Raw genomic sequence first — 17129 nt, 5'->3', positions numbered from 1 at the left:
GGGAAGGGAGCACGCCATGGGCATGTTGTCGGTCATCGGGCTCGTCCTGGGGCTCGTCGCGGTCGCCTACTGCCTCCGCTCGGCCTTCCGGGCCAAGACCCCCGCGGGACGCGCCGGCTGGCTCATCGCCGCCCCGGCGGCCGTGCTCGCCGGGGTCTACCTGGTGGGCTACATCCTGATCACCGTGCTGGTGCTGGCCGCCGCATGGTTCACCGCGGCCCATTTCCTGCGCTGAGCCCAGGAGTTCCGGGCGGCTTCACCGGCCCGCCTCCGTGTACACCCGTCCCCCGGCCGTCGAGAGCCTCGACGCCGCCGGCTACGGCAGTCGGTCCACGCACCTCATCGGCGCGCGCGAACTGGGCGTCATCGCCCGGCGTCGGTCGCGCCACGCGCGACGGCGTACGCCACGAAGTCCGCCCACGCCCCGGGCGTGAACGTCAGCCGGGCCCCGGCCCGGTCCTTGGAGTCCCGCACCAGGACCGCGCCCTGACCGAACGCGACCTCGACGCACGCGCCGCCCTCGGAGTTGCTGTGGCTGGACGTGAACCACACGAGCCCGTCGGTCATGACCTCTCCGCCAAGTCGTCGATGAACCGCGTGGACTCCTCGGGTCCGAGGGCCTGGCGGGTGATCATGTCGTGGCGCCGCATGACGATACTGACCCGGGCCGGGTCCGCATAGAGGATTCCCGTGGTCTGCCCCTCCTCGTAGACGAGGTGCTGATGTTCGGCGGTCTCCAGCAACACGAACGGGCCGTGCAGTCCCGGGTGGAGACCCCGGTCCGCTGGCATGACCTGGATGGTGATGTTCCGGGCACGCCCTCGCGCCAGCAGCGTCCGCAACTGCTCGCGGTGCGCCTCGGGGTCCGAGAAGGAGCGCAGCGCCGACTCCTCCACCACGAAACTGAACGACCGGGAGCCGTTGTCCAGCATCAACTGGCGTTCGAGCCGTGCCGCCACGCGCTCCGCGAGCGTCTCCTCGTCGAGCGGTGGCCAGTGGGACGACAGCAACGTGCGCACGTAGGGCTCGCTTTGCAGAAGCCCGGGGATGTACTGGCTCTCGTACCAGTTGACGGCGATCGCCTCGGCCTCGTACCGCATGTACTCCCGGGCGTAGGTCGGGTACTTCTCCGGGGTGAGGAACGCCTCCGCCGCCGTGAGTTTGCCCTGCGCCCCGCACAGCCCGTCGGCGACCTGAAGCAGCCGCTGCGTCGGGCGGCGGCGCCCCTGCTCCATCGACTTGACGGTCTCGTAGCCGTACCCCGCCTCGTCCGCCAGCCGCTCGCGGGTGACGCCCGCGTGTTCGCGCCAGAGCTTGACCTGGTTGCCGCAGTACCGCCACGCCATCGGGGGCGGGGACACGTCACTCGCCACTCGGGTACAACCACCCTCCGTACTCGCGCCGATACTCCCGACCGTACGCCGCGACCTGCACTTTTGAGCCATGAACGAGACAACTCCCCCTGTCGAGTGGTGGTTTTCGCGCCACCCGCGCAGCGTCGGCCGGGCGCGGGCCAGGCTGCGGGAACAGGCCCTCGCGTGGGGCCTCGCCGCCGGCACGACGGACACCGCGGTCCTGCTGCTCAGCGAGCTGATGAGCAGCGCCGTCCGGCACGCGCGGGTCCCGCCGGGCCGGCGGATCGCCGCTCGGGCCGCCCTGGTCTCGGGGGTGCTGCGGGTCGAGGTCTGCGACGCGTGCGACGACCCGCCCGTGCCGCGGCAGGCGTCCGCGACGGACGAGTCTGGACGCGGGCTGGCGCTCCTCGACATGCTCGCCGACGCCTGGAACGTTCAGCCTCGGCCGTACGGCATCGGCAAGACGGTCTGGTTCGAACTCAGAGTGACAAATGCATGCGTAAACAGTAGTGACCAGTGGCCGGATCTCGACGTAGGGTTCGCGCCATGGACAGTGACCTGGGACTCCTGAACGTCATCGACGTCGAGGCGACGTGCTGGGACGGCGAGCCGCCGCAGGGCTCGGTGAGCGAGATCATCGAGATCGGGCTGACCGTCGTGGACCTCGTCGCGGGCGAGCGCGTCGCCCGCCACCGCGTTCTCGTGCGGCCCGCGCGCTCCGCCGTGAGTCCCTTCTGCAGCCGACTGACCGGTCTGACACAGGCCGAGGTGGACTCCGGGCTGGACTTCGCGGACGCCTGCAAGCTGCTCGCCGTCGAGCACCGGGCGGGATCGCGTCCGTGGGCGAGCTGGGGCGACTACGACCGCCACCAGTTCAACCGTCAGTGCCGGGCCACCGACACGACGTACCCCTTCGGCGGCCGGCACATCAACGTCAAGACGCTCTTCACCCAGGCCCACCGCCTGACCAAGCGTCCCGGCATGGCGGAGGCGCTCCGGATCGTCGGACTGCCCCTGGAAGGTCGCCACCACCGCGGCGAGGACGACGCGTGGAACGTCGCCGCCCTCGTCGTCGACCTGTCGCAGCGGGGCGCCTGGCCGGCGACGCCGGCCTTCTGACCCCGCCGGGGCGGCCTCCCGGAGTCAGGCAGTCTCGGGCCGATCGGGCCGCTCGGGCCGCTCGGGCCGACCGCGCTCGGGCCGACCGCGCTCGGGCTCGCCCGGCGGGTCCTTGCGGTCCTTCCGCGCCGCGGCGGCGGCCAGTTCGGCGCTGTGCGGGGTGGCCGTCCACGCCGCGCAGTACAGCAGGAGCTTCGCCGTGAAGTTGATCCAGAGCAGCAGCGCGATGGGCACGCCGAAGGCGCCGTACATGCTCTTGGTGGCCACGCTCTGCAGGTAGCCGCTGATGAGCAGTTTCAGCAGCTCGAAGCCGATCGCGCCGATGAGGCTCGCCACGACGACGTCGCGGCGGTTCGGGGTGACGCCCGGCAGCAGGGTGAGCAGGTAGGCGAGGATCAGCAGGTCCACGAGGACGGCGATGCAGAAGCCCGCCACCGACAACAGGGCGCGCCCCGGCCCGTGTTCGTCGAGGCCGATGGCGTCGCCGAGACGGCCGACGGCCGTCCCGGCGAGGGCCGAGCAGGCGACGGAGAGCAGCGCGACGGCGCCGAGGCCGACCAGGACGCCGAAGTCCTTGGGCTTCTGCAGGAACGGGTTCTCGGGCTCGTCGTCCTTGTGCCAGACCGCCCTGAGGCAGTCGCGCAGGGCACCGACCCAGCTGACACCGGTGAGGACCAGCAGCACGCCGGCGATGGCGCCCACCGTGCCCGCGTTGTCGACGAGCCCGCCGATGTTGAGCTGGTCGGCGATGCCCGGCACCTGCTCTGCCAGCTTGCCCTCGAGTTGCTTCAGCTGACCGGGGGACAGCAGCGCCGCGCCGACGGCGGCGCCGACGGTCAGCAGCGGGAAGAGCGCGACGAAGCTGACGAAGGTGATGGCGGCGGCCAGCCGCGTCCAGTGCACGCCCTCCAGATGCTCGTACGTGCGCCAGGCGTGGGTGCGCATGAGCCGCGCGATCCACGGTCCGATCACTGGGAGCCGAGTCAGCCATTCCATACCACGCGCCTACCCTCCGTCACGACGTGCACTCTAGGTGGCGGTCGTCGTCGCGGCGGTGATCGCGTCCAGGACGCGGTCCGTGTCGGCCTCCGATGTACGCCAGTTACTGAAGGCGGCCCGCACGGCGGGGACGCCGTGGAGGACCGTCGGGGTGAGGAAGGCCTCGCCGGAGGCGGCGACGGCACGGACGAACGCGCCGACGCGCTCGGCCGTGGGGTCGTCGGCCAGGGTGAAGCAGACGACGTTGAGCCGGACGGGGGCCAGGAGCCGCAGGCGGGCGTCGGCCTCGATGCCCTCGCCGAGACGGCGGGCGCAGGCGGCGTTGCGTTCGACGACCTCGCGGTGGCCCTCGCTGCCGTAGGCGGTGAGGGCGAACCACGCGGCGAGGGCGCGCAGCCGGCGGGAGTTCTCGGGGGTGAGGTGGAGGAAGTCGGGGTCGGGGAGTGCGGGCAGGCCCAGGTAGGACGAGGCGTTGTGGAAGACCCGGACCTGGAGGTCCTGACGGCGGGTGAACTGGACGGCGGCGTCGTAAGGCACGTTCAGCCATTTGTGGAGGTCGACGCAGACGGAGTCGGCGGCGTCGATGCCCTCGGTGAGGTGCGCGAACGAGGGCGACAGCGCGGCGAAGCCGCCGAACGCCGCGTCGACGTGGAGCCAGAAGTCGTGGCGCTCCTTCAGGGCGGCGATCGCGCGCAGGTCGTCGAAGTCGACGGTGTTGACGGTGCCGGCGTTCGCGACCACGACGGCCGGGCGGCCCTCGCCCTCCAGCGCCGTCAGCGCCGCGTCGAGGCGGTCGACGTCCACCGCCTCCCGGCCACCGGGCAGCACCGGCACGGAAGTCAGGGACGAGCGGCCGAGCCCGAGCACCGACAGGGCCTTGTCGACGCTGGAGTGCGGGGTGCCGGACAGCACCGTCACCGGGCCGAGCGCGGCCAGCCCGTCACGGGAGACGGACAGCCCGAGCCGCTCGCCGAGCCACTCGCGCGCCACGGCCAGGCCCACGGTGTTGGAGACGGTCGCGCCGGTGACGAAGGCGCCGCTGTGCTCCTCGGCGAGGCCGAGCATCGCGCGGAGCCAACCGACGGTCTCGCGTTCCAGGGCGGCGGCGGACGAGTCGCCGCCCGCCGAGACGTTCTGGTCGTAGGTGCTGGTGAGCCAGTCGCCCGCCACGGCGGCTGGGGTCGCTCCCCCGGTGACGAACCCCAGGTAGCGCGGTCCGGCACTGCCCGAGAAACCGGGTGCCCAGCGCCGTTCGAAGAGCGCGAGCGCGCCGTCGGCACCGGTCCCGGTGACGGGGAGGGGCTGCGGCTCGGGGGCGGGCCCGGGTCGGGCGGCCGGGCGTTCGTCCACCGTTTCCAGCTCACGGACGGCCAGGTCCCGTACGGCCTGCAGGAGTTCGGGGAGGTGTGCGCGGTCCGCGGCGAGTGTGGGGTGCATGGCGGCAGCGTAGGCGGGGCGTCGTGCGCGGCCCCGCCCGGCGTGCTCACCCGTGCGGCGGACCGCCCGCGGGAGCCGGGCTGAGCGACTCGCACGCACCCGTCTGGTGCGGCACGAGGGAATGCCCGGGGGCGCCGCCGAAGGGGTAGTCCCGCACACTGCGCCAGACGCCCTCGTCGTCCTGCTCGTACAGCGAGAAGCAGCTGACCGTCCAGGCGGCGGCGAAGTCGGCGAGCTCCGTCTCGGCACGGTCCAGCGCCTCGTCGGGGATACCGTGGCCGATGGTGACGTGCGGGTGGTAGGGGAACTGGAGCTCGCGCCGGACCGGACCGGAGCGGACCCGCTCCTGCAGTTCGGCGCAGTGGAGGGCGCCCTGGACGAGATCGATGTAGACGACCGGGGTGACCGGCCGGAAACTGGCCGTGCCCTCCAGCCGCATGGGGAAGGCGCGACCGGTGGCGGCGACCTCGGCGAGGTGCTCCCGGAAGGCCGGGAGCAGCGCCGTGTCCACCTCGGTGGGCGGGAGCAGCGTGACGTGGGTGGGGATGCAGTACGCCAGCGGGTCTCCATAGCCGGCACGGCGCTGCTGAAGCAGGCTGCCGTAAGGCTCGGGGACCGCGATCGACACGCCGATCATGCGGTTTCCCACGCGTTCACCCCTTCCCCGGGTCGGTTCGCGGCGTCGTACGCACGCCGTACGACACAACTCCGTCAGAGCCAGTGTGACGCGCGCGCGGCCTCCCGCGCGAGCGTCGTCCGTCACACCTGCGCGGGACCTAAGGCCCCTCTTCCCGGGCGTTCGGGAGCGGAAGGGGCCGTCAGTGCTTGGCGGGCAGGAAGCCGATCCTCTCGTACGCCTTCGCCAGGGTCTCCGCGGCGACGGACCGGGCCTTCTCGGCGCCCTTGGCGAGGACGGAGTCCAGCGTCTCGGGGTCGCCCAGGTACTCCTGGGTGCGCTCGCGGAACGGCGTGACCCATTCCACGAAGACCTCCGCGAGGTCGGTCTTGAGCGCACCGTAGCCCTTGCCCTCGTACTTCTGCTCGAGTTCCGGGATTCCGGTGCCGGTGAGGGTGGAGTAGATGGTCAACAGGTTGCTGACGCCCGGCTTCTCCTGCTCGTCGTAGCGGATCACGGTGTCGGTGTCGGTGACCGCGCTCTTGATCTTCTTCGCCGAGGCCTTGGGCTCGTCCAGGAGGTTGACCAGGCCCTTCGGGGACGCCGCCGACTTGCTCATCTTCGACAGCGGTTCCTGCAGGTCGTAGATCTTCGCCGTCTCCTTGACGATGTAGGCGTCGGGGACGGTGAAGGTGTCGCCGAAGCGGGCGTTGAAGCGCTCCGCGAGATCGCGGGTGAGCTCGATGTGCTGACGCTGGTCCTCGCCGACGGGGACGGCGTTCGCCTGGTACAGCAGGATGTCCGCGACCTGCAGGATCGGGTACGTGAACAGGCCGACGGTGGCCCGGTCGGCGCCCTGCTTGGCGGACTTGTCCTTGAACTGCGTCATGCGGGACGCCTCGCCGAAGCCGGTGAGGCAGTTGAACACCCAGCCGAGCTGTGCGTGTTCGGGGACATGGCTCTGGACGAACAGGGTGCAGCGCTCCGGGTCGAGCCCCGCGGCCAGCAGCTGGGCGGCGGCGAGCCGGGTGTTGGCGCGCAGCTCGGCCGGGTCCTGCGGCACGGTGATCGCGTGGAGGTCGACGACCATGTAGAAGGCGTCATGGGACTCCTGCAGTGCCACCCACTGGCGGACCGCGCCCAGGTAGTTGCCCAGGTGGAACGAACCTGCGGTGGGCTGGATACCGGAGAGCACACGGGGACGATCGAGAGCCATGGCACTCATTCTCTCAGGTCCGCGCGGATTCCATGGCCGCGGTGGGAACCCGGGGGCGGCCGGCGGTGTAGAAGGGGCGACGGGAGCCGCACGGGGGCGGCGCCGGGCGACGGGAGGGGGGTCCGCCACGGAGGGGGAGGCGGCGGTGATCGCGCGCGTACGCGCCGGTGAGCGGGAGGCGTACGCGGAGCTGGTGCGCCTGCACGCGGACGTCGCGCACCGCACCGCCGTGCTGCTCGGCGCGGGCGCCGACGCCGAGGACGTGGTGCAGGTCTCGTTCGTCAAGGCGTACCGCGCGCTCGCGACCTTCCGGGACGGGGCGGCCTTCCGTCCGTGGCTGCTGCGGATCGTCGCCAACGAGGCGAGGAACGCCGGGCGGGCGGCGCGCCGTCTGCGGTCGGCTGTGGAGCGCAACGCCGTGCTGGAGGCCCTGCCCCCCGCGGCGGACGACCCGGAGTCGCTGGCGGTGTCGCGGGAGCGCCGGACGGAGCTGCTGGCCGCGGTGCGGACGCTGAGCGAACCGCACCGGCTGGTGGTCACCTGCCGCTATCTGCTGGACCTGGACGAGGAGGAGACGGCGACGGTGCTCGACTGGCCGCGTGGCACGGTGAAGTCCCGGCTGCACCGGGCCCTGGCCCGGTTGCGGGCGGTGCTCGGCGAGCCGGTGCCGGCCGGCCGGTGCGACGACGGGGGGCGGCGCCCATGACGGACGGGCTCCCGGAGGAACTGCGCGAGGCGGGCCGGTGGCTGGAGATCCCGGCGCCGTCGCCCGACTCCGTCGCCGAGCAGGTGCTGGCCCGGCTGCTGGCCGAGGCGGCGCCGGCCCCGGCCGTCCCCGCGCCGGGCCGCCGCAGCCGGGCGCGGGCGTGGGCCGCGGCACGGTGGCGGGCCCTGACGGCGGTGCTGTGCGGGCTGCTGGTGGTGCTCGTGCTGACACCGCCGGTACGGGCCGCGGTCGCGGACTGGTTCGGCTTCGGCGGCGTCGTCGTGCACCGTGACCCTTGCGCCCGCCCCGGCACGGGCGCCCCGCCGCCGGTGCGGGGCGACGCGCCGCTGGACGGGGCGTACGTGCCGCAGGCGCTGGGCGAGCCGGACGGGGTGGCGGCCGTCGACGGGGGCCGGGTGCTGTCGATGAGCTGGCGGGTGGACGGGCGCACGGTACGGCTCGACCAGTTCCGGGCCACGATCGACATGGTCTTCCTCAAGAAGGTCGGCGGGGCGGCCGAGTGGGTCGAGCTGGGCACCGGGACCGACTACGGGGTGTGGTTCGCGGAGCCCCACTACGTGCAGTTGGTCGACCCCGACGGCCGTACCCGCCGCGAGGCCCCCCGGACCGCCGGGCCGACCCTGGTCTGGCAGCGCGGGGGGACGACGCTGCGCCTGGAGGGCGTGCCGGACCTGGCGCGCGCCCTCGCCGTCGCGGACTCCGCCCGGCGGCGTCAGGGCCTGTCTCCTCCCGCGGACGGGAACCTCGCGGGCCCGGTCGGTGTAACAGGGGCAGGACCGAGCGAGAGGGGGACGGGATGCGGATCGATAGGTTCGTCACCTGGGCCGGAGTCACCGTGACGGCGCTCGCCGCGGTGATCGGCGGATCGGGGCCGGCCGCGGCGGGTGGGCCGACCAGCGTGATGCTGGTCGCTCCGGGCAGCGGCAGGGCCGCGGGCCTCTACGCCAGTTCACCCGACTACCGGGAACTGGAGCAGTCCATCGGGAACGAGCCGGAGGAGGAGGCGCCGAAGTCGCTGTCGGACGTGATGAACGACCGGCAGCGCGAGGTCACCCTCACCTGGCTGGTCCACGACGTGTCGGTCTGGAAGGTGGACTTCGTGTATCCGGACGGCCCCGGCGGTGCCTGGGTCCACAGCCGCTCGGCGACGGAGAAGGGTCTGCCGGAGCAGGGCGTGTGGCGCAGGGCGGCCCGCACCGACAAGCTCCGTGCCCTCCTGGGCCGGCTGGGCCTGATGGAGTCCGACAAGGGCCTCGGCATGAGCGCTCCCGACTATCCGCTCGGCCCGGACGACGCGACCGTCGCCGAGGAGACCGCGGCGGCCGCACCGCGGGCCTCGGATGCCGCGCGGGCCGCGGCGGCCGGTGACGCCGGTGGCGCGGACGGCTGGTGGCTCTCCCTGCCCGGGCTCGGCGCCGGATTGCTCGTCGGGGGCGCCGGCACCTTTCTCGTCCTGCGCCGTATATCCGGACGCACGCCCGAGGAGGGCCCCCGCCAGGAGCTCGTCGACGCCTGACGCGGCGGGGGTGCGCGCCGCTGCGGCACGCACCCCGTGCGGGCGGCGGATCAGCCGAGGTCGATCCCGGGGTAGAGCGGGAAACCGGCCAGCAGGTCCGTCGCGCGCTGAGCGACCTCGTCGGCGACCTTGGCATCCAGCACGTGCTGCGCCTTGGACGGCTTGCCGGCCGAGGTGACGCCCGCCGTCGTGGCCGTGAGCACCCGGTCGATCAGTCCGGCGATCTCGTCCATCTCCCCCGTGCCGAGACCGCGCGTGGTGAGCGCCGGGGTGCCGATGCGGATGCCGGAGGTGTACCAGGCTCCGTTGGGGTCCTGGGGGATGGAGTTGCGGTTGGTGACGACGCCCGAGTCCAGGAGCGCCGCCTCGGCCTGCCGGCCGGTGAGCCCGTAGGAGGACTCGACGTCGATCAGGACGAGGTGGTTGTCCGTGCCACCGGTCACCAGCGTGGCGCCACGGCGCAGCAGCCCCTCGGCCAGGGCCCGGGAGTTGTCGACGATGCGCTGCGCGTAGCCGTGGAAGTCCGGGCGGCGGGCCTCCGCCAGGGCCACCGCCTTGGCGGCCATGACATGCGGCAGCGGGCCGCCGAGCACCATGGGGCAGCCGCGGTCGACCTGCTCGGCGAGCGAGGAGTCGCACAGGACCATCCCGCCACGCGGGCCGCGCAGCGACTTGTGTGTGGTGGTGGTGACGATCTGCGCGTGCGGCACGGGGTCGAAGTCGCCGGTGAGGACCTTGCCGGCGACCAGGCCCGCGAAGTGCGCCATGTCGACCATCAGCGTGGCGCCGACCTCGTCGGCGATCTCCCGCATGATCCGGAAGTTCACCAGCCGCGGGTAGGCCGAGTAGCCCGCCACGATGACGAGCGGCCGGAACTCGCGGGCGGTCTTGCGCAGTGCCTCGTAGTCCAGCAGACCCGTGGCGGGGTCAGTTCCGTAGCTGCGCTGGTCGAACATCTTGCCGGAGATGTTGGGCCGGAAGCCGTGGGTGAGGTGCCCGCCCGCGTCCAGCGACATGCCGAGCATCCGCTGGTCGCCGAGCTCGTGGCGCAGCCGCGCCCAGTCCTCCTCGCTCAGGTCGTTGACCTGGCGGGCCCCGGCCCGCTCCAGCGCGGGCGCCTCGACCCGGGCGGCGAGCACGGCCCAGAAGGCGACGAGGTTGGCGTCGATGCCGGAGTGCGGCTGCACATAGGCGTGCTGGGCGCCGAACACCTCGCGCGCGTGCTCGGCCGCGAGCGCCTCGACGGTGTCGACGTTCCGGCAGCCGGCGTAGAAGCGGCGGCCGACGGTGCCCTCGGCGTACTTGTCGCTGAACCAGTTGCCCATGGCCAGCAGCACCGCCGGGGAGGCGTAGTTCTCGCTGGCGATGAGCTTGAGCGAGTCGCGCTGGTCCTCGAGCTCCTGGCCGATGGCGTCGGCCACGCGCGGCTCGACACCCCTGATGACCTCGATGGCACTGCGGAAGGCGGTGGATTCGGTGGAACCACTCGGCATGTCAGACCTCCTGCTGCACGGCACGGCATACGGGACGGCCCAGGCGCACGGCACACAGTTCACGGGCCGCTCCCCGATGGTCAATCCCATCCCAGCGCGCCAGTCACGACCCGTGGCCAGCCTAGCAACGCCGGTCGGGGCGCCGCCCGGCACGAGGTTTCTTCGCATCCGGGACGAGCGACGATAGAAAGGGGCCCCACCGGGCCCCAGCGCCACAACTCCCGACGTACCACGAACGGAGCACTCACGTGTCGACCGCCGCCGAGCACATCGCCGCCGCCGAGGCGCACAGCGCCCACAACTACCACCCCCTCCCGGTCGTCGTCGCCTCCGCCGAAGGCGCCTGGGTGACGGACGTCGAGGGCCGCCGGTACCTCGACATGCTCGCCGGCTACTCGGCGCTGAACTTCGGGCACCGCAACGCCCGTCTCATCGAGGCCGCCAAGGCCCAGCTCGACCGCGTGACGCTCACCTCGCGGGCGTTCCACCACGACCGCTTCGCGCGCTTCTGCACGGAGCTGGCCGAGCTGTGCGGCATGGAGATGGTGCTGCCGATGAACACCGGCGCGGAGGCCGTCGAGACGGCGGTGAAGACGGCCCGCAAGTGGGGCTACCGGGTCAAGGGCGTGCCGGACGGCCAGGCGAAGATCGTCGTCGCCGCGGACAACTTCCACGGGCGGACGACGACCATCATCAGCTTCTCCACCGACCCCGAGGCCCGCGCGGACTTCGGCCCGTACACCCCCGGCTTCGAGGTCGTCCCGTACGGCGACCTGGCGGCGCTGGAGGCGGCCCTGGACGACCGCACCGTGGCCGTGCTGATGGAGCCCATCCAGGGCGAGGCGGGGGTGCTCGTACCGCCGGCCGGCTACTGGGCGGGCGTGCGCCGGCTGACCGAGGAGCGCGGCATCCTCTTCATCGCCGACGAGATCCAGTCGGGGCTGGGCCGGACGGGCCGGACCTTCGCGTCGGAGCACGAGGGCGTCGTCCCGGACATGTACGTGCTGGGCAAGGCGCTCGGCGGGGGCGTCGTCCCGGTCTCGGCGGTCGTGTCCTCGTCGGAGGTGCTCGGGGTCTACCGGCCCGGTGAGCACGGCTCGACCTTCGGCGGCAACCCGCTGGCCTGCGCGGTGGCGCTGGAGGTCCTCGCGATGCTGCGCTCCGGCGAGTACCAGCAGCGGGCCTGCGAACTCGGCGACCACCTGCACCACGAGCTGGCGCTGCTGACCGGCAGCGGGGCCGTCACGCAGGTCCGCGGACGCGGTCTGTGGGCGGGGGTGGACATCGCCCCGGAGCACGGCACCGGCCGTCAGATCTCCGAACGGCTCCTGGAGCGGGGTGTCCTGGTCAAGGACACCCACGGCTCCACGATCCGGCTCGCGCCGCCGCTGGTCATCTCCAAGGAGGATCTGGACTGGGGCCTGGACCAGCTGCGGGCCGTGCTGTCGGCCTGAGCCCCGCCGGGGGCAGGGGCCCGGACGAGGGGCGCCCCGGCGGTCAGACGCCGTCGGGGCACCGCCGGGGACAGCCGCGCCGTCACGCCCATGCGGTTCCAGGCGTTGATGGTCACGCACATGGCGATCAGCCGGGGCAGCTCGTCCTCGTCGAAGACCCGGGCGGCCTCGTCGTGGACCTCGTCCGGGACACCGCCCTGACCGCGCGCCGGGTCACCGCCTCAGGGCGGCGCGGCACGCTCGCGCGCGGTGAAGGACGGGGACTCGCGCCACACGGTGAGCGCGTGCGGCTTCTGCTCGGTCAGCCCTGGCCTGCGGGCGTCGTGCAGGTGCTGGTCCCCGCAGTCGGCGCAGCGGTTGGGCTGCGAGGCACGGGCCTTGACCAGCTCCTTGACCATGGGGCGAGGCCGGCGGCCGCCGCGGCGTCCAGGGCGGTCATCGCCTTGTGGAAGTCGGGGGCGGCCTTCCCGAGCAGCATGCGGGGGGCGTGCGCGGGGACCAGGTCGTCCGGGCCGAGGCCGGAAGGAGCGCCGGCGGCCGTGGTGATCGTCGACATGTTACTCGACCGAGGTTCAAGGTGGCCTCAACCCATGGTCCACTTGGAGGGTGAACGAGTGGGCCATTTCAGGAGTCGACCTCCATCTGGACCTCGCCGGCGGCAGCGGTGCGCGCGCCGGACTGGAGGACGCGCTGCGCGGGGCCGTGCGCGACGGCAGGCTCGCCCCCGGCACCCGGCTGCCGTCCTCCCGGACGCTCGCCAAGGACCTGGGCGTCGCCCGCAACACCGTCGCCGACGCCTACGGACAACTGGTGGCCGAGGGCTGGCTGACGGCCCGCCAGGGCTCCGGCACGCGGGTCGGAGACGGCTGGCGCCCGACCGGGCCGCCCACCGCGCAGCGCCCGAGCGGCGCCACGGACCCCGCCCGCGCCCCCAAGCCACCGGCCGAGCCGCTGTGGCACCGGGAGCACTTCCCGTACGACCTGCGGCCCGGCTCGCCCGACCTCGGCTCGTTCCCCCGCGCCGCGTGGTCCGCCGCCGCGCGCCGCGCCCTGGCGGCCGCGCCCAACGACGCCCTCGGCTACACCGACCCGCGCGGCCGCCCCGAACTGCGCGAGGCCCTGGCGGCGTACCTGGGCCGGGTGCGCGGGGTGCGCACCGCCCCGGAGTGCGTCGTGGTGTGCACGGGCTTCGTCCAGGCCGCCGGGCTGATCGGCCGGGCCCTGCGGAGCAGGGGGTCCCACCGCGTCGCCGTCGAGGCGCTCGGCTACCCGCACACCCTGCGCATCCTGCGGATGGCCGGGCTCACCACCGTCCCGCTGACCGTCGACGACGACGGCGCGCAGGTCTCCGTCCTCGACAACCGCGTCGACGCCGTAATGCTCACACCCGCGCACCAGTTCCCGTACGGCGCACCGCTCTCCCCCGCGCGTCGCACGGCGGCCGTGGCCTGGGCTCGCGACACCGGCGGCCTGGTCGTCGAGGACGACTACGACGGGGAGTTCCGTTACGACCGGCAGCCGGTCGGCGCCCTTCAGGGCCTGGCGCCCGAGCACGTCGTCTACGCCGGAACCGCCAGCAAGAGCCTCGCCCCCGGGCTGCGGCTGGCCTGGCTCGCGCTGCCGCCCGCACTCGTGGAGCCCGTGCTCGCCGAGAAGCTCCTCGCCGACCACCAGTCCCCCGTGCTCGACCAGCTGACCCTCGCCGAGCTGATCGTCTCCGGCGGCTACGACCGCCATGTGCGCCGCATGCGGCTGCACTACCGGCGCCGCCGCGACCGCCTCGTCACCGCGCTCGCCGCCCGCGCCCCCGCCGTGCGGGTCTCGGGCATCGCCGCCGGCCTCCACGCCGTCCTGCGGCTGCCGCCGGGCACGTCGGCCGGCGCGCTGGTCGCACGGGCGCGGGAGCACGGCCTCGCCCTGCAGTCCGTCGCCGACTTCGGCGGCACGGAAGACGACGCGATCGTCGTCGGCTACGGCGCCCCGCCCGAGCACGCCTTCGCCGGCGCGCTGGACGTCCTCTGCGCGCTGCTCGCCGCGCACACGGCGTGAGGCGCACGCGAAACGGCCCCCCGCCGCGCCCGTGCGGGGCGCGGCGGAGGGCCGCTCGGGGACTCGGTGTCCCGGGATCAGATGAGGCCGAGGCCGCGGACCGCCTCGCGCTCCTCCTCGAGCTCCGCGACCGACGCGTCGATGCGCGCACGGGAGAACTCGTTGACTTCCAGTCCCTGGACGATCTCGAACCGGCCGTCCTTCGCGGTCACCGGGAAGGAGGAGATGAGGCCCTCCGGCACGCCGTAGGAGCCGTCGGAGACGACGCCGGCGGAGGTCCAGTCGCCCTCGGCGGTGCCGTTGGTCCAGGTGAAGACGTGGTCGATGGCGGCGTTGGCCGCCGACGCCGCGGAGGAGGCGCCACGGGCCGCGATGATCGCGGCGCCGCGCTTGGCGACGGTCGGGATGAACTCCTCGGCCAGCCACTTCTCGTCGCCCACGGTCTCGGCGGCGTTCTTGCCGGCGACCTCGGCGTGGAAGATGTCCGGGTACTGGGTTGCGGAGTGGTTGCCCCAGATGGTGAGGCGGCGGATCTCGCTCACCGGCACGCCGGTCTTCTTCGACAGCTGCGAGATGGCCCGGTTGTGGTCCAGGCGGGTCATCGCGGTGAAGCGGTCGGCCGGGACGTCCGGGGCCGAGGACTGCGCGATGAGCGCGTTGGTGTTCGCCGGGTTGCCGACGACGAGGACGCGGATGTCGTCCGCGGCGTGGTCGTTGATGGCCTTGCCCTGCGGGCCGAAGATGCCGCCGTTGGCCTCCAGCAGGTCGCCGCGCTCCATGCCGGCGGTGCGGGGACGGGCGCCGACGAGCAGGCCCACGTTGGCGCCGTCGAAGGCGACGTTCGGGTCGTCGCTGATGTCGATGCCCTTGAGCAGCGGGAACGCGCAGTCGTCCAGCTCCATCGCGGTGCCCTCGGCGGCCTTCAGCGCCGGGGTGATCTCCAGCAGCCGCAGCTTCACCGGGACATCGGGGCCGAGCAGGTGGCCGGAGGCGATGCGGAAGAGCAGCGCGTAGCCGATCTGGCCGGCGGCTCCGGTTACGGTGACGTTGACGGGAGTGCGAGTCATTGCCTTCTCCTGGCCTTCTCCTGCTGGATCCCTTGCCGCCCCGGCAGCGTCCCATGCCCCGGAACGGGGATCTCTCGGCGTCAAGAGACCCACGCCAGGCTATACCCGTGCCGTCGCGCCGGGAGCCACACTCGGTGTGGCCCCGGTCACCGCGCCCGCCCGGGCGGCCGGCGTGTGCGGCGGCCGTCAGCCGGGCGGAGGCGCTGCGCAGCCGTGGGAACCCGTGGTGAGGGTGGCGCAGGCGCGGGCCGCGCCGGGCGCGCGGACGGCGAGCATCGAGGTGTAGGCCTCGGGGTCCCGGCCGATGCGGCTGCGCTGCGAGCGGCGGGCCCCGCCCGCCTCCGTGACGCTGACCGTGTCGCCAGGGGCCCCGGCCGAGATGCGGGCCCAGACGGCCGCGCAGACCCGGCTGTAGCGCATCTCGACGTACGCGCCGCCCACCCAGGCCGCCGCGGCCGTACGGGCGTTGCCGCCTCCGCAGCCCATTCCTTCGGGGTCCTTGCCCGTGCACTCCTGGCCGGTGCACTTCACGCCCGCGGGCAGAGCGGCCGCCCGGGCGGTACGGGACGGGCCGGGCCGGGCGCGGTCGTCGCCGTCGCCGCCGGTCAGGGCGGTGACGCCGACCACCGCCAGCACGACGGCCACGACGCCCGCCACGAAGAGCAGGACCGGACGGCGCCGTACCGCCGGGGCGGCGGGCGCCGGGGAGGGCGCCGGGGAGGGCGCCGCCGGGGCCGGACCGAACCCCCCGAGCGCGGCACGGGCCTCGGCGATCCGCACCGCCTCCATCGTCACGTCGTGGCGGCCCTCGGCGCGGCTCCAGACCCGCTCGGCGACCTCCCACATCGTGGTGAAGTGCGCCGGGTCGGCACCCGTCGCCTCGGCGAGCGCGACCACGGCGTAACGGGGCGGCAGCAGCCGGCCGCCCAGGTACCGCTCCCACGAACTCCTGCTGTACCCGGTCGCCTCGGCGAGCGCCGCGACACTCAGGCCGCCGCGGTCGACCTGGCGCCGCAGCGCCTCGGTGAACTCCCGTACCCGCGGGTCCAGGTCGTCGGCCAGTGGCCGCCAGCGGGCCATCTCCCGTTCCCCCTCTTGCTGTTGCCGTTCTGTACCGGAAGGCTGCCGATGAGGATGCTTCGGGCGGCCCGTCCGGTTGCGCCCGTCATCCGATGCAGATGCCCAGGATGATCAGGCCCAGGCAGAGCCCCTTGCCGGGGCTGCGGCTCGGGGACGCGGAGGGCGCGGGCGCCGCCGGTGCGCTCGTCGCGGGCGGCGGTGCCTTGGTCGTGGGTGCGCCGCCGGCGGGCGCCGCCGGCGTCGGTCCGCCCGTGCCGGGTGCCGCCGTGTGCGGGCCGCGCCCCGGGGCGGAGGACACCGCGCCGCTCTGCGTCACCTGCGCCGTGGGCGTGCCGCCGTCCGGGGACATCGCGGCCGCGGTACGGGAGGCCGCCGCGTCCTTCGCCTGCGCCGCGGGAGCCGAGCCGGGCCAGGAGGTGACGGCGGGGCCCGCCGAGCCGGAGGCGGAGGGCGCCGGGCCGACCGGCGCGCCGGCCGTGGGGCGGGCCACCGAGGGCGCCTGGGCGCGCCCGGTCCCGTCCGTGGCCACCCCGGTCGCCACGAGCAGCGCGAACACCCCGCCGAGCACCAGCCCGCCGGCAGCCGCCAGCAGGGCCTTGCGGCGCCGTCGCAGGGCGTGCCGGGGCATCCCCTCGACGGGGGCCAGCGGATCGAGCGGATCGGCGTACGGGAAGCCCTTCATGGTCTCGGCGACCCCGCGGTCGGCCAGCTCCCACAGGGCCATCAGCCGGTCGTAGTCGGCACCGCTGAGCTGCCCCAGCACCTCGACGGCGTCCCGCGGCGGGATCCTCACGCCGTTGAGGTACCGCTCCCAGGCGCCCGCGCTGCTCGCCGTGCGCGCGGCGAGCGCCGGGACGCTCAGCCCGCTGCGGTCCTTCATCCGGCGCAGATGCACGGCCAGACGGCGCGCGGCACCGTCCAATGTCTCGGGCAATGGCTCCCAACGTGCCACCACGCACCCCCCCGGCTCCGTCGATCAACCCACGGTAGCGACGCACATA

The 17129-nt window shown here is 73.8% G+C and carries 19 protein-coding genes and 1 riboswitch; of the genes, 8 read left to right on the top strand and 11 right to left on the bottom strand.

The genetic code is table 11. The features are described from left to right. The first annotated feature begins 16 nt into the window (after positions 1-16). Entirely contained in the window at positions 17-235 is a 219-nt protein-coding gene (locus B085_RS0124525) for a hypothetical protein (protein WP_018561246.1), read from the top strand. A gap of 128 nt (positions 236-363) precedes the next feature. Here the strand turns inward: B085_RS0124525 and B085_RS0124520 are convergent, their stop codons facing one another. Both B085_RS0124520 and B085_RS0124515 read right to left on the bottom strand, forming a co-directional pair. Beyond that, positions 364-567 carry a DUF397 domain-containing protein gene (locus B085_RS0124520; protein ID WP_018561245.1) on the bottom strand — a complete coding sequence of 68 codons (204 nt, stop codon included), beginning with the start codon at positions 565-567 and terminating at the stop codon, positions 364-366. Further along, complete coding sequence (locus B085_RS0124515) at positions 564-1373, bottom strand: Scr1 family TA system antitoxin-like transcriptional regulator (protein WP_018561244.1); 810 nt, start codon at positions 1371-1373, stop codon at positions 564-566. Before B085_RS0124515 ends, B085_RS0124520 begins: the two co-directional genes overlap by 4 nt. Before the next feature lie 70 nt (positions 1374-1443). Here B085_RS0124515 and B085_RS0124510 point away from each other — a divergent pair, with 70 nt between their 5' ends. Continuing rightward, positions 1444-1926, top strand: a complete 483-nt coding sequence (locus B085_RS0124510) for an ATP-binding protein (protein WP_018561243.1) — start codon at positions 1444-1446, stop codon at positions 1924-1926. Next, positions 1902-2474, top strand: a complete 573-nt coding sequence (locus tag B085_RS0124505) for a 3'-5' exonuclease (protein WP_018561242.1) — start codon at positions 1902-1904, stop codon at positions 2472-2474. The genes B085_RS0124510 and B085_RS0124505 overlap by 25 nt, the downstream gene beginning before the upstream one ends. 24 nt (positions 2475-2498) lie before the next feature. On the opposite strand, the gene B085_RS0124500 is transcribed toward B085_RS0124505, so the two are convergent. The 4 genes from B085_RS0124500 to trpS form a co-directional block, all read right to left on the bottom strand. After that, a complete protein-coding gene (locus B085_RS0124500; RefSeq protein WP_026251383.1) occupies positions 2499-3470 on the bottom strand; it encodes a YihY/virulence factor BrkB family protein in 972 nt (323 codons plus the stop codon). A 33-nt stretch (positions 3471-3503) separates the two neighbouring features. Further along, on the bottom strand, positions 3504-4910 hold the full coding sequence (locus B085_RS0124495; RefSeq protein WP_018561240.1) for a pyridoxal phosphate-dependent decarboxylase family protein: 1407 nt from the start codon (positions 4908-4910) through the stop codon (positions 3504-3506). A gap of 46 nt (positions 4911-4956) precedes the next feature. Then, positions 4957-5559, bottom strand: coding sequence for a 2'-5' RNA ligase family protein (locus B085_RS0124490; protein ID WP_026251382.1), 603 nt, complete (start codon positions 5557-5559; stop codon positions 4957-4959). A gap of 169 nt (positions 5560-5728) precedes the next feature. Beyond that, positions 5729-6742: a tryptophan--tRNA ligase gene (gene trpS / locus B085_RS0124485; RefSeq protein ID WP_026251381.1), complete on the bottom strand. Its 1014-nt coding sequence runs from the start codon at positions 6740-6742 to the stop codon at positions 5729-5731. 145 nt (positions 6743-6887) lie between these two features. Here trpS and B085_RS0124480 point away from each other — a divergent pair, with 145 nt between their 5' ends. From B085_RS0124480 to B085_RS0124470, 3 genes are read left to right on the top strand one after another with little or no spacing between them, the layout of a single operon-like run. Continuing rightward, on the top strand, positions 6888-7448 hold the full coding sequence (locus B085_RS0124480; protein ID WP_018561237.1) for an RNA polymerase sigma factor: 561 nt from the start codon (positions 6888-6890) through the stop codon (positions 7446-7448). After that, entirely contained in the window at positions 7445-8308 is an 864-nt protein-coding gene (locus B085_RS43670) for a hypothetical protein (RefSeq protein WP_018561236.1), read from the top strand. The genes B085_RS0124480 and B085_RS43670 overlap by 4 nt, the downstream gene beginning before the upstream one ends. Beyond that, positions 8266-8985, top strand: a complete 720-nt coding sequence (locus B085_RS0124470) for a hypothetical protein (protein ID WP_158689819.1) — start codon at positions 8266-8268, stop codon at positions 8983-8985. Before B085_RS43670 ends, B085_RS0124470 begins: the two co-directional genes overlap by 43 nt. A 50-nt stretch (positions 8986-9035) precedes the next feature. Here the strand turns inward: B085_RS0124470 and B085_RS0124465 are convergent, their stop codons facing one another. Then, on the bottom strand, positions 9036-10478 hold the full coding sequence (locus B085_RS0124465; RefSeq protein ID WP_018561234.1) for a glycine hydroxymethyltransferase: 1443 nt from the start codon (positions 10476-10478) through the stop codon (positions 9036-9038). 30 nt (positions 10479-10508) lie between these two features. After that, a riboswitch (ZMP/ZTP riboswitch) is annotated at positions 10509-10595 on the bottom strand. A 131-nt stretch (positions 10596-10726) separates the two neighbouring features. Between B085_RS0124465 and rocD the strand changes: the two genes are divergently transcribed. Then, entirely contained in the window at positions 10727-11932 is a 1206-nt protein-coding gene (gene rocD, locus B085_RS0124460; RefSeq protein WP_018561233.1) for an ornithine--oxo-acid transaminase, read from the top strand. 221 nt (positions 11933-12153) lie between these two features. Here rocD and B085_RS51025 read toward each other — a convergent pair whose 3' ends face one another. Then, positions 12154-12330 (bottom strand): carboxymuconolactone decarboxylase family protein, encoded by a 177-nt coding sequence (locus B085_RS51025; protein ID WP_018561232.1) that lies wholly within the window; start codon positions 12328-12330, stop codon positions 12154-12156. Between the two features lie 208 nt (positions 12331-12538). On the opposite strand from B085_RS51025, the gene B085_RS0124450 reads away from it, so the two are divergent. Continuing rightward, positions 12539-13981 (top strand): PLP-dependent aminotransferase family protein, encoded by a 1443-nt coding sequence (locus tag B085_RS0124450; protein ID WP_018561231.1) that lies wholly within the window; start codon positions 12539-12541, stop codon positions 13979-13981. A gap of 77 nt (positions 13982-14058) precedes the next feature. On the opposite strand, the gene B085_RS0124445 is transcribed toward B085_RS0124450, so the two are convergent. The 3 genes from B085_RS0124445 to B085_RS45860 all read right to left on the bottom strand — a co-directional run bounded on the left by B085_RS0124445 (position 14059) and on the right by B085_RS45860 (position 17062). After that, positions 14059-15048, bottom strand: a complete 990-nt coding sequence (locus tag B085_RS0124445) for a malate dehydrogenase (RefSeq protein WP_018561230.1) — start codon at positions 15046-15048, stop codon at positions 14059-14061. Between the two features lie 186 nt (positions 15049-15234). After that, positions 15235-16128 carry a helix-turn-helix domain-containing protein gene (locus B085_RS0124440; protein ID WP_018561229.1) on the bottom strand — a complete coding sequence of 298 codons (894 nt, stop codon included), beginning with the start codon at positions 16126-16128 and terminating at the stop codon, positions 15235-15237. An 85-nt stretch (positions 16129-16213) separates the two neighbouring features. Further along, entirely contained in the window at positions 16214-17062 is an 849-nt protein-coding gene (locus B085_RS45860; protein ID WP_158689818.1) for a helix-turn-helix domain-containing protein, read from the bottom strand. Between the last annotated feature and the right edge of the window lie 67 nt (positions 17063-17129).

Origin of the sequence: Streptomyces sp. BoleA5 (assembly GCF_000373665.1) — a bacterium.
GTDB lineage: Bacteria > Actinomycetota > Actinomycetes > Streptomycetales > Streptomycetaceae > Actinacidiphila.
Note: the sequence above shows the minus strand (reverse complement) of the source record. Positions and strands in the feature narration are given on the sequence as shown.

Excerpts from the sequence above, each read along its gene's own strand:
- B085_RS0124525 (WP_018561246.1), top strand. The coding sequence starts at position 17 with ATGGGCATGTTGTCGGTCATCGGGCTCGTCCTGGGGCTCGTCGCGGTC.
- B085_RS0124520 (WP_018561245.1), bottom strand. The coding sequence starts at position 567 with ATGACCGACGGGCTCGTGTGGTTCACGTCCAGCCACAGCAACTCCGAG.
- B085_RS0124510 (WP_018561243.1), top strand. The coding sequence starts at position 1,444 with ATGAACGAGACAACTCCCCCTGTCGAGTGGTGGTTTTCGCGCCACCCG.
- B085_RS0124505 (WP_018561242.1), top strand. The coding sequence starts at position 1,902 with ATGGACAGTGACCTGGGACTCCTGAACGTCATCGACGTCGAGGCGACG.
- B085_RS0124500 (WP_026251383.1), bottom strand. The coding sequence starts at position 3,470 with ATGGAATGGCTGACTCGGCTCCCAGTGATCGGACCGTGGATCGCGCGG.
- B085_RS0124495 (WP_018561240.1), bottom strand. The coding sequence starts at position 4,910 with ATGCACCCCACACTCGCCGCGGACCGCGCACACCTCCCCGAACTCCTG.
- trpS (WP_026251381.1), bottom strand. The coding sequence starts at position 6,742 with ATGGCTCTCGATCGTCCCCGTGTGCTCTCCGGTATCCAGCCCACCGCA.
- B085_RS43670 (WP_018561236.1), top strand. The coding sequence starts at position 7,445 with ATGACGGACGGGCTCCCGGAGGAACTGCGCGAGGCGGGCCGGTGGCTG.
- B085_RS0124470 (WP_158689819.1), top strand. The coding sequence starts at position 8,266 with ATGCGGATCGATAGGTTCGTCACCTGGGCCGGAGTCACCGTGACGGCG.
- B085_RS0124465 (WP_018561234.1), bottom strand. The coding sequence starts at position 10,478 with ATGCCGAGTGGTTCCACCGAATCCACCGCCTTCCGCAGTGCCATCGAG.
- B085_RS51025 (WP_018561232.1), bottom strand. The coding sequence starts at position 12,330 with ATGGTCAAGGAGCTGGTCAAGGCCCGTGCCTCGCAGCCCAACCGCTGC.
- B085_RS0124445 (WP_018561230.1), bottom strand. The coding sequence starts at position 15,048 with ATGACTCGCACTCCCGTCAACGTCACCGTAACCGGAGCCGCCGGCCAG.
- B085_RS0124440 (WP_018561229.1), bottom strand. The coding sequence starts at position 16,128 with ATGGCCCGCTGGCGGCCACTGGCCGACGACCTGGACCCGCGGGTACGG.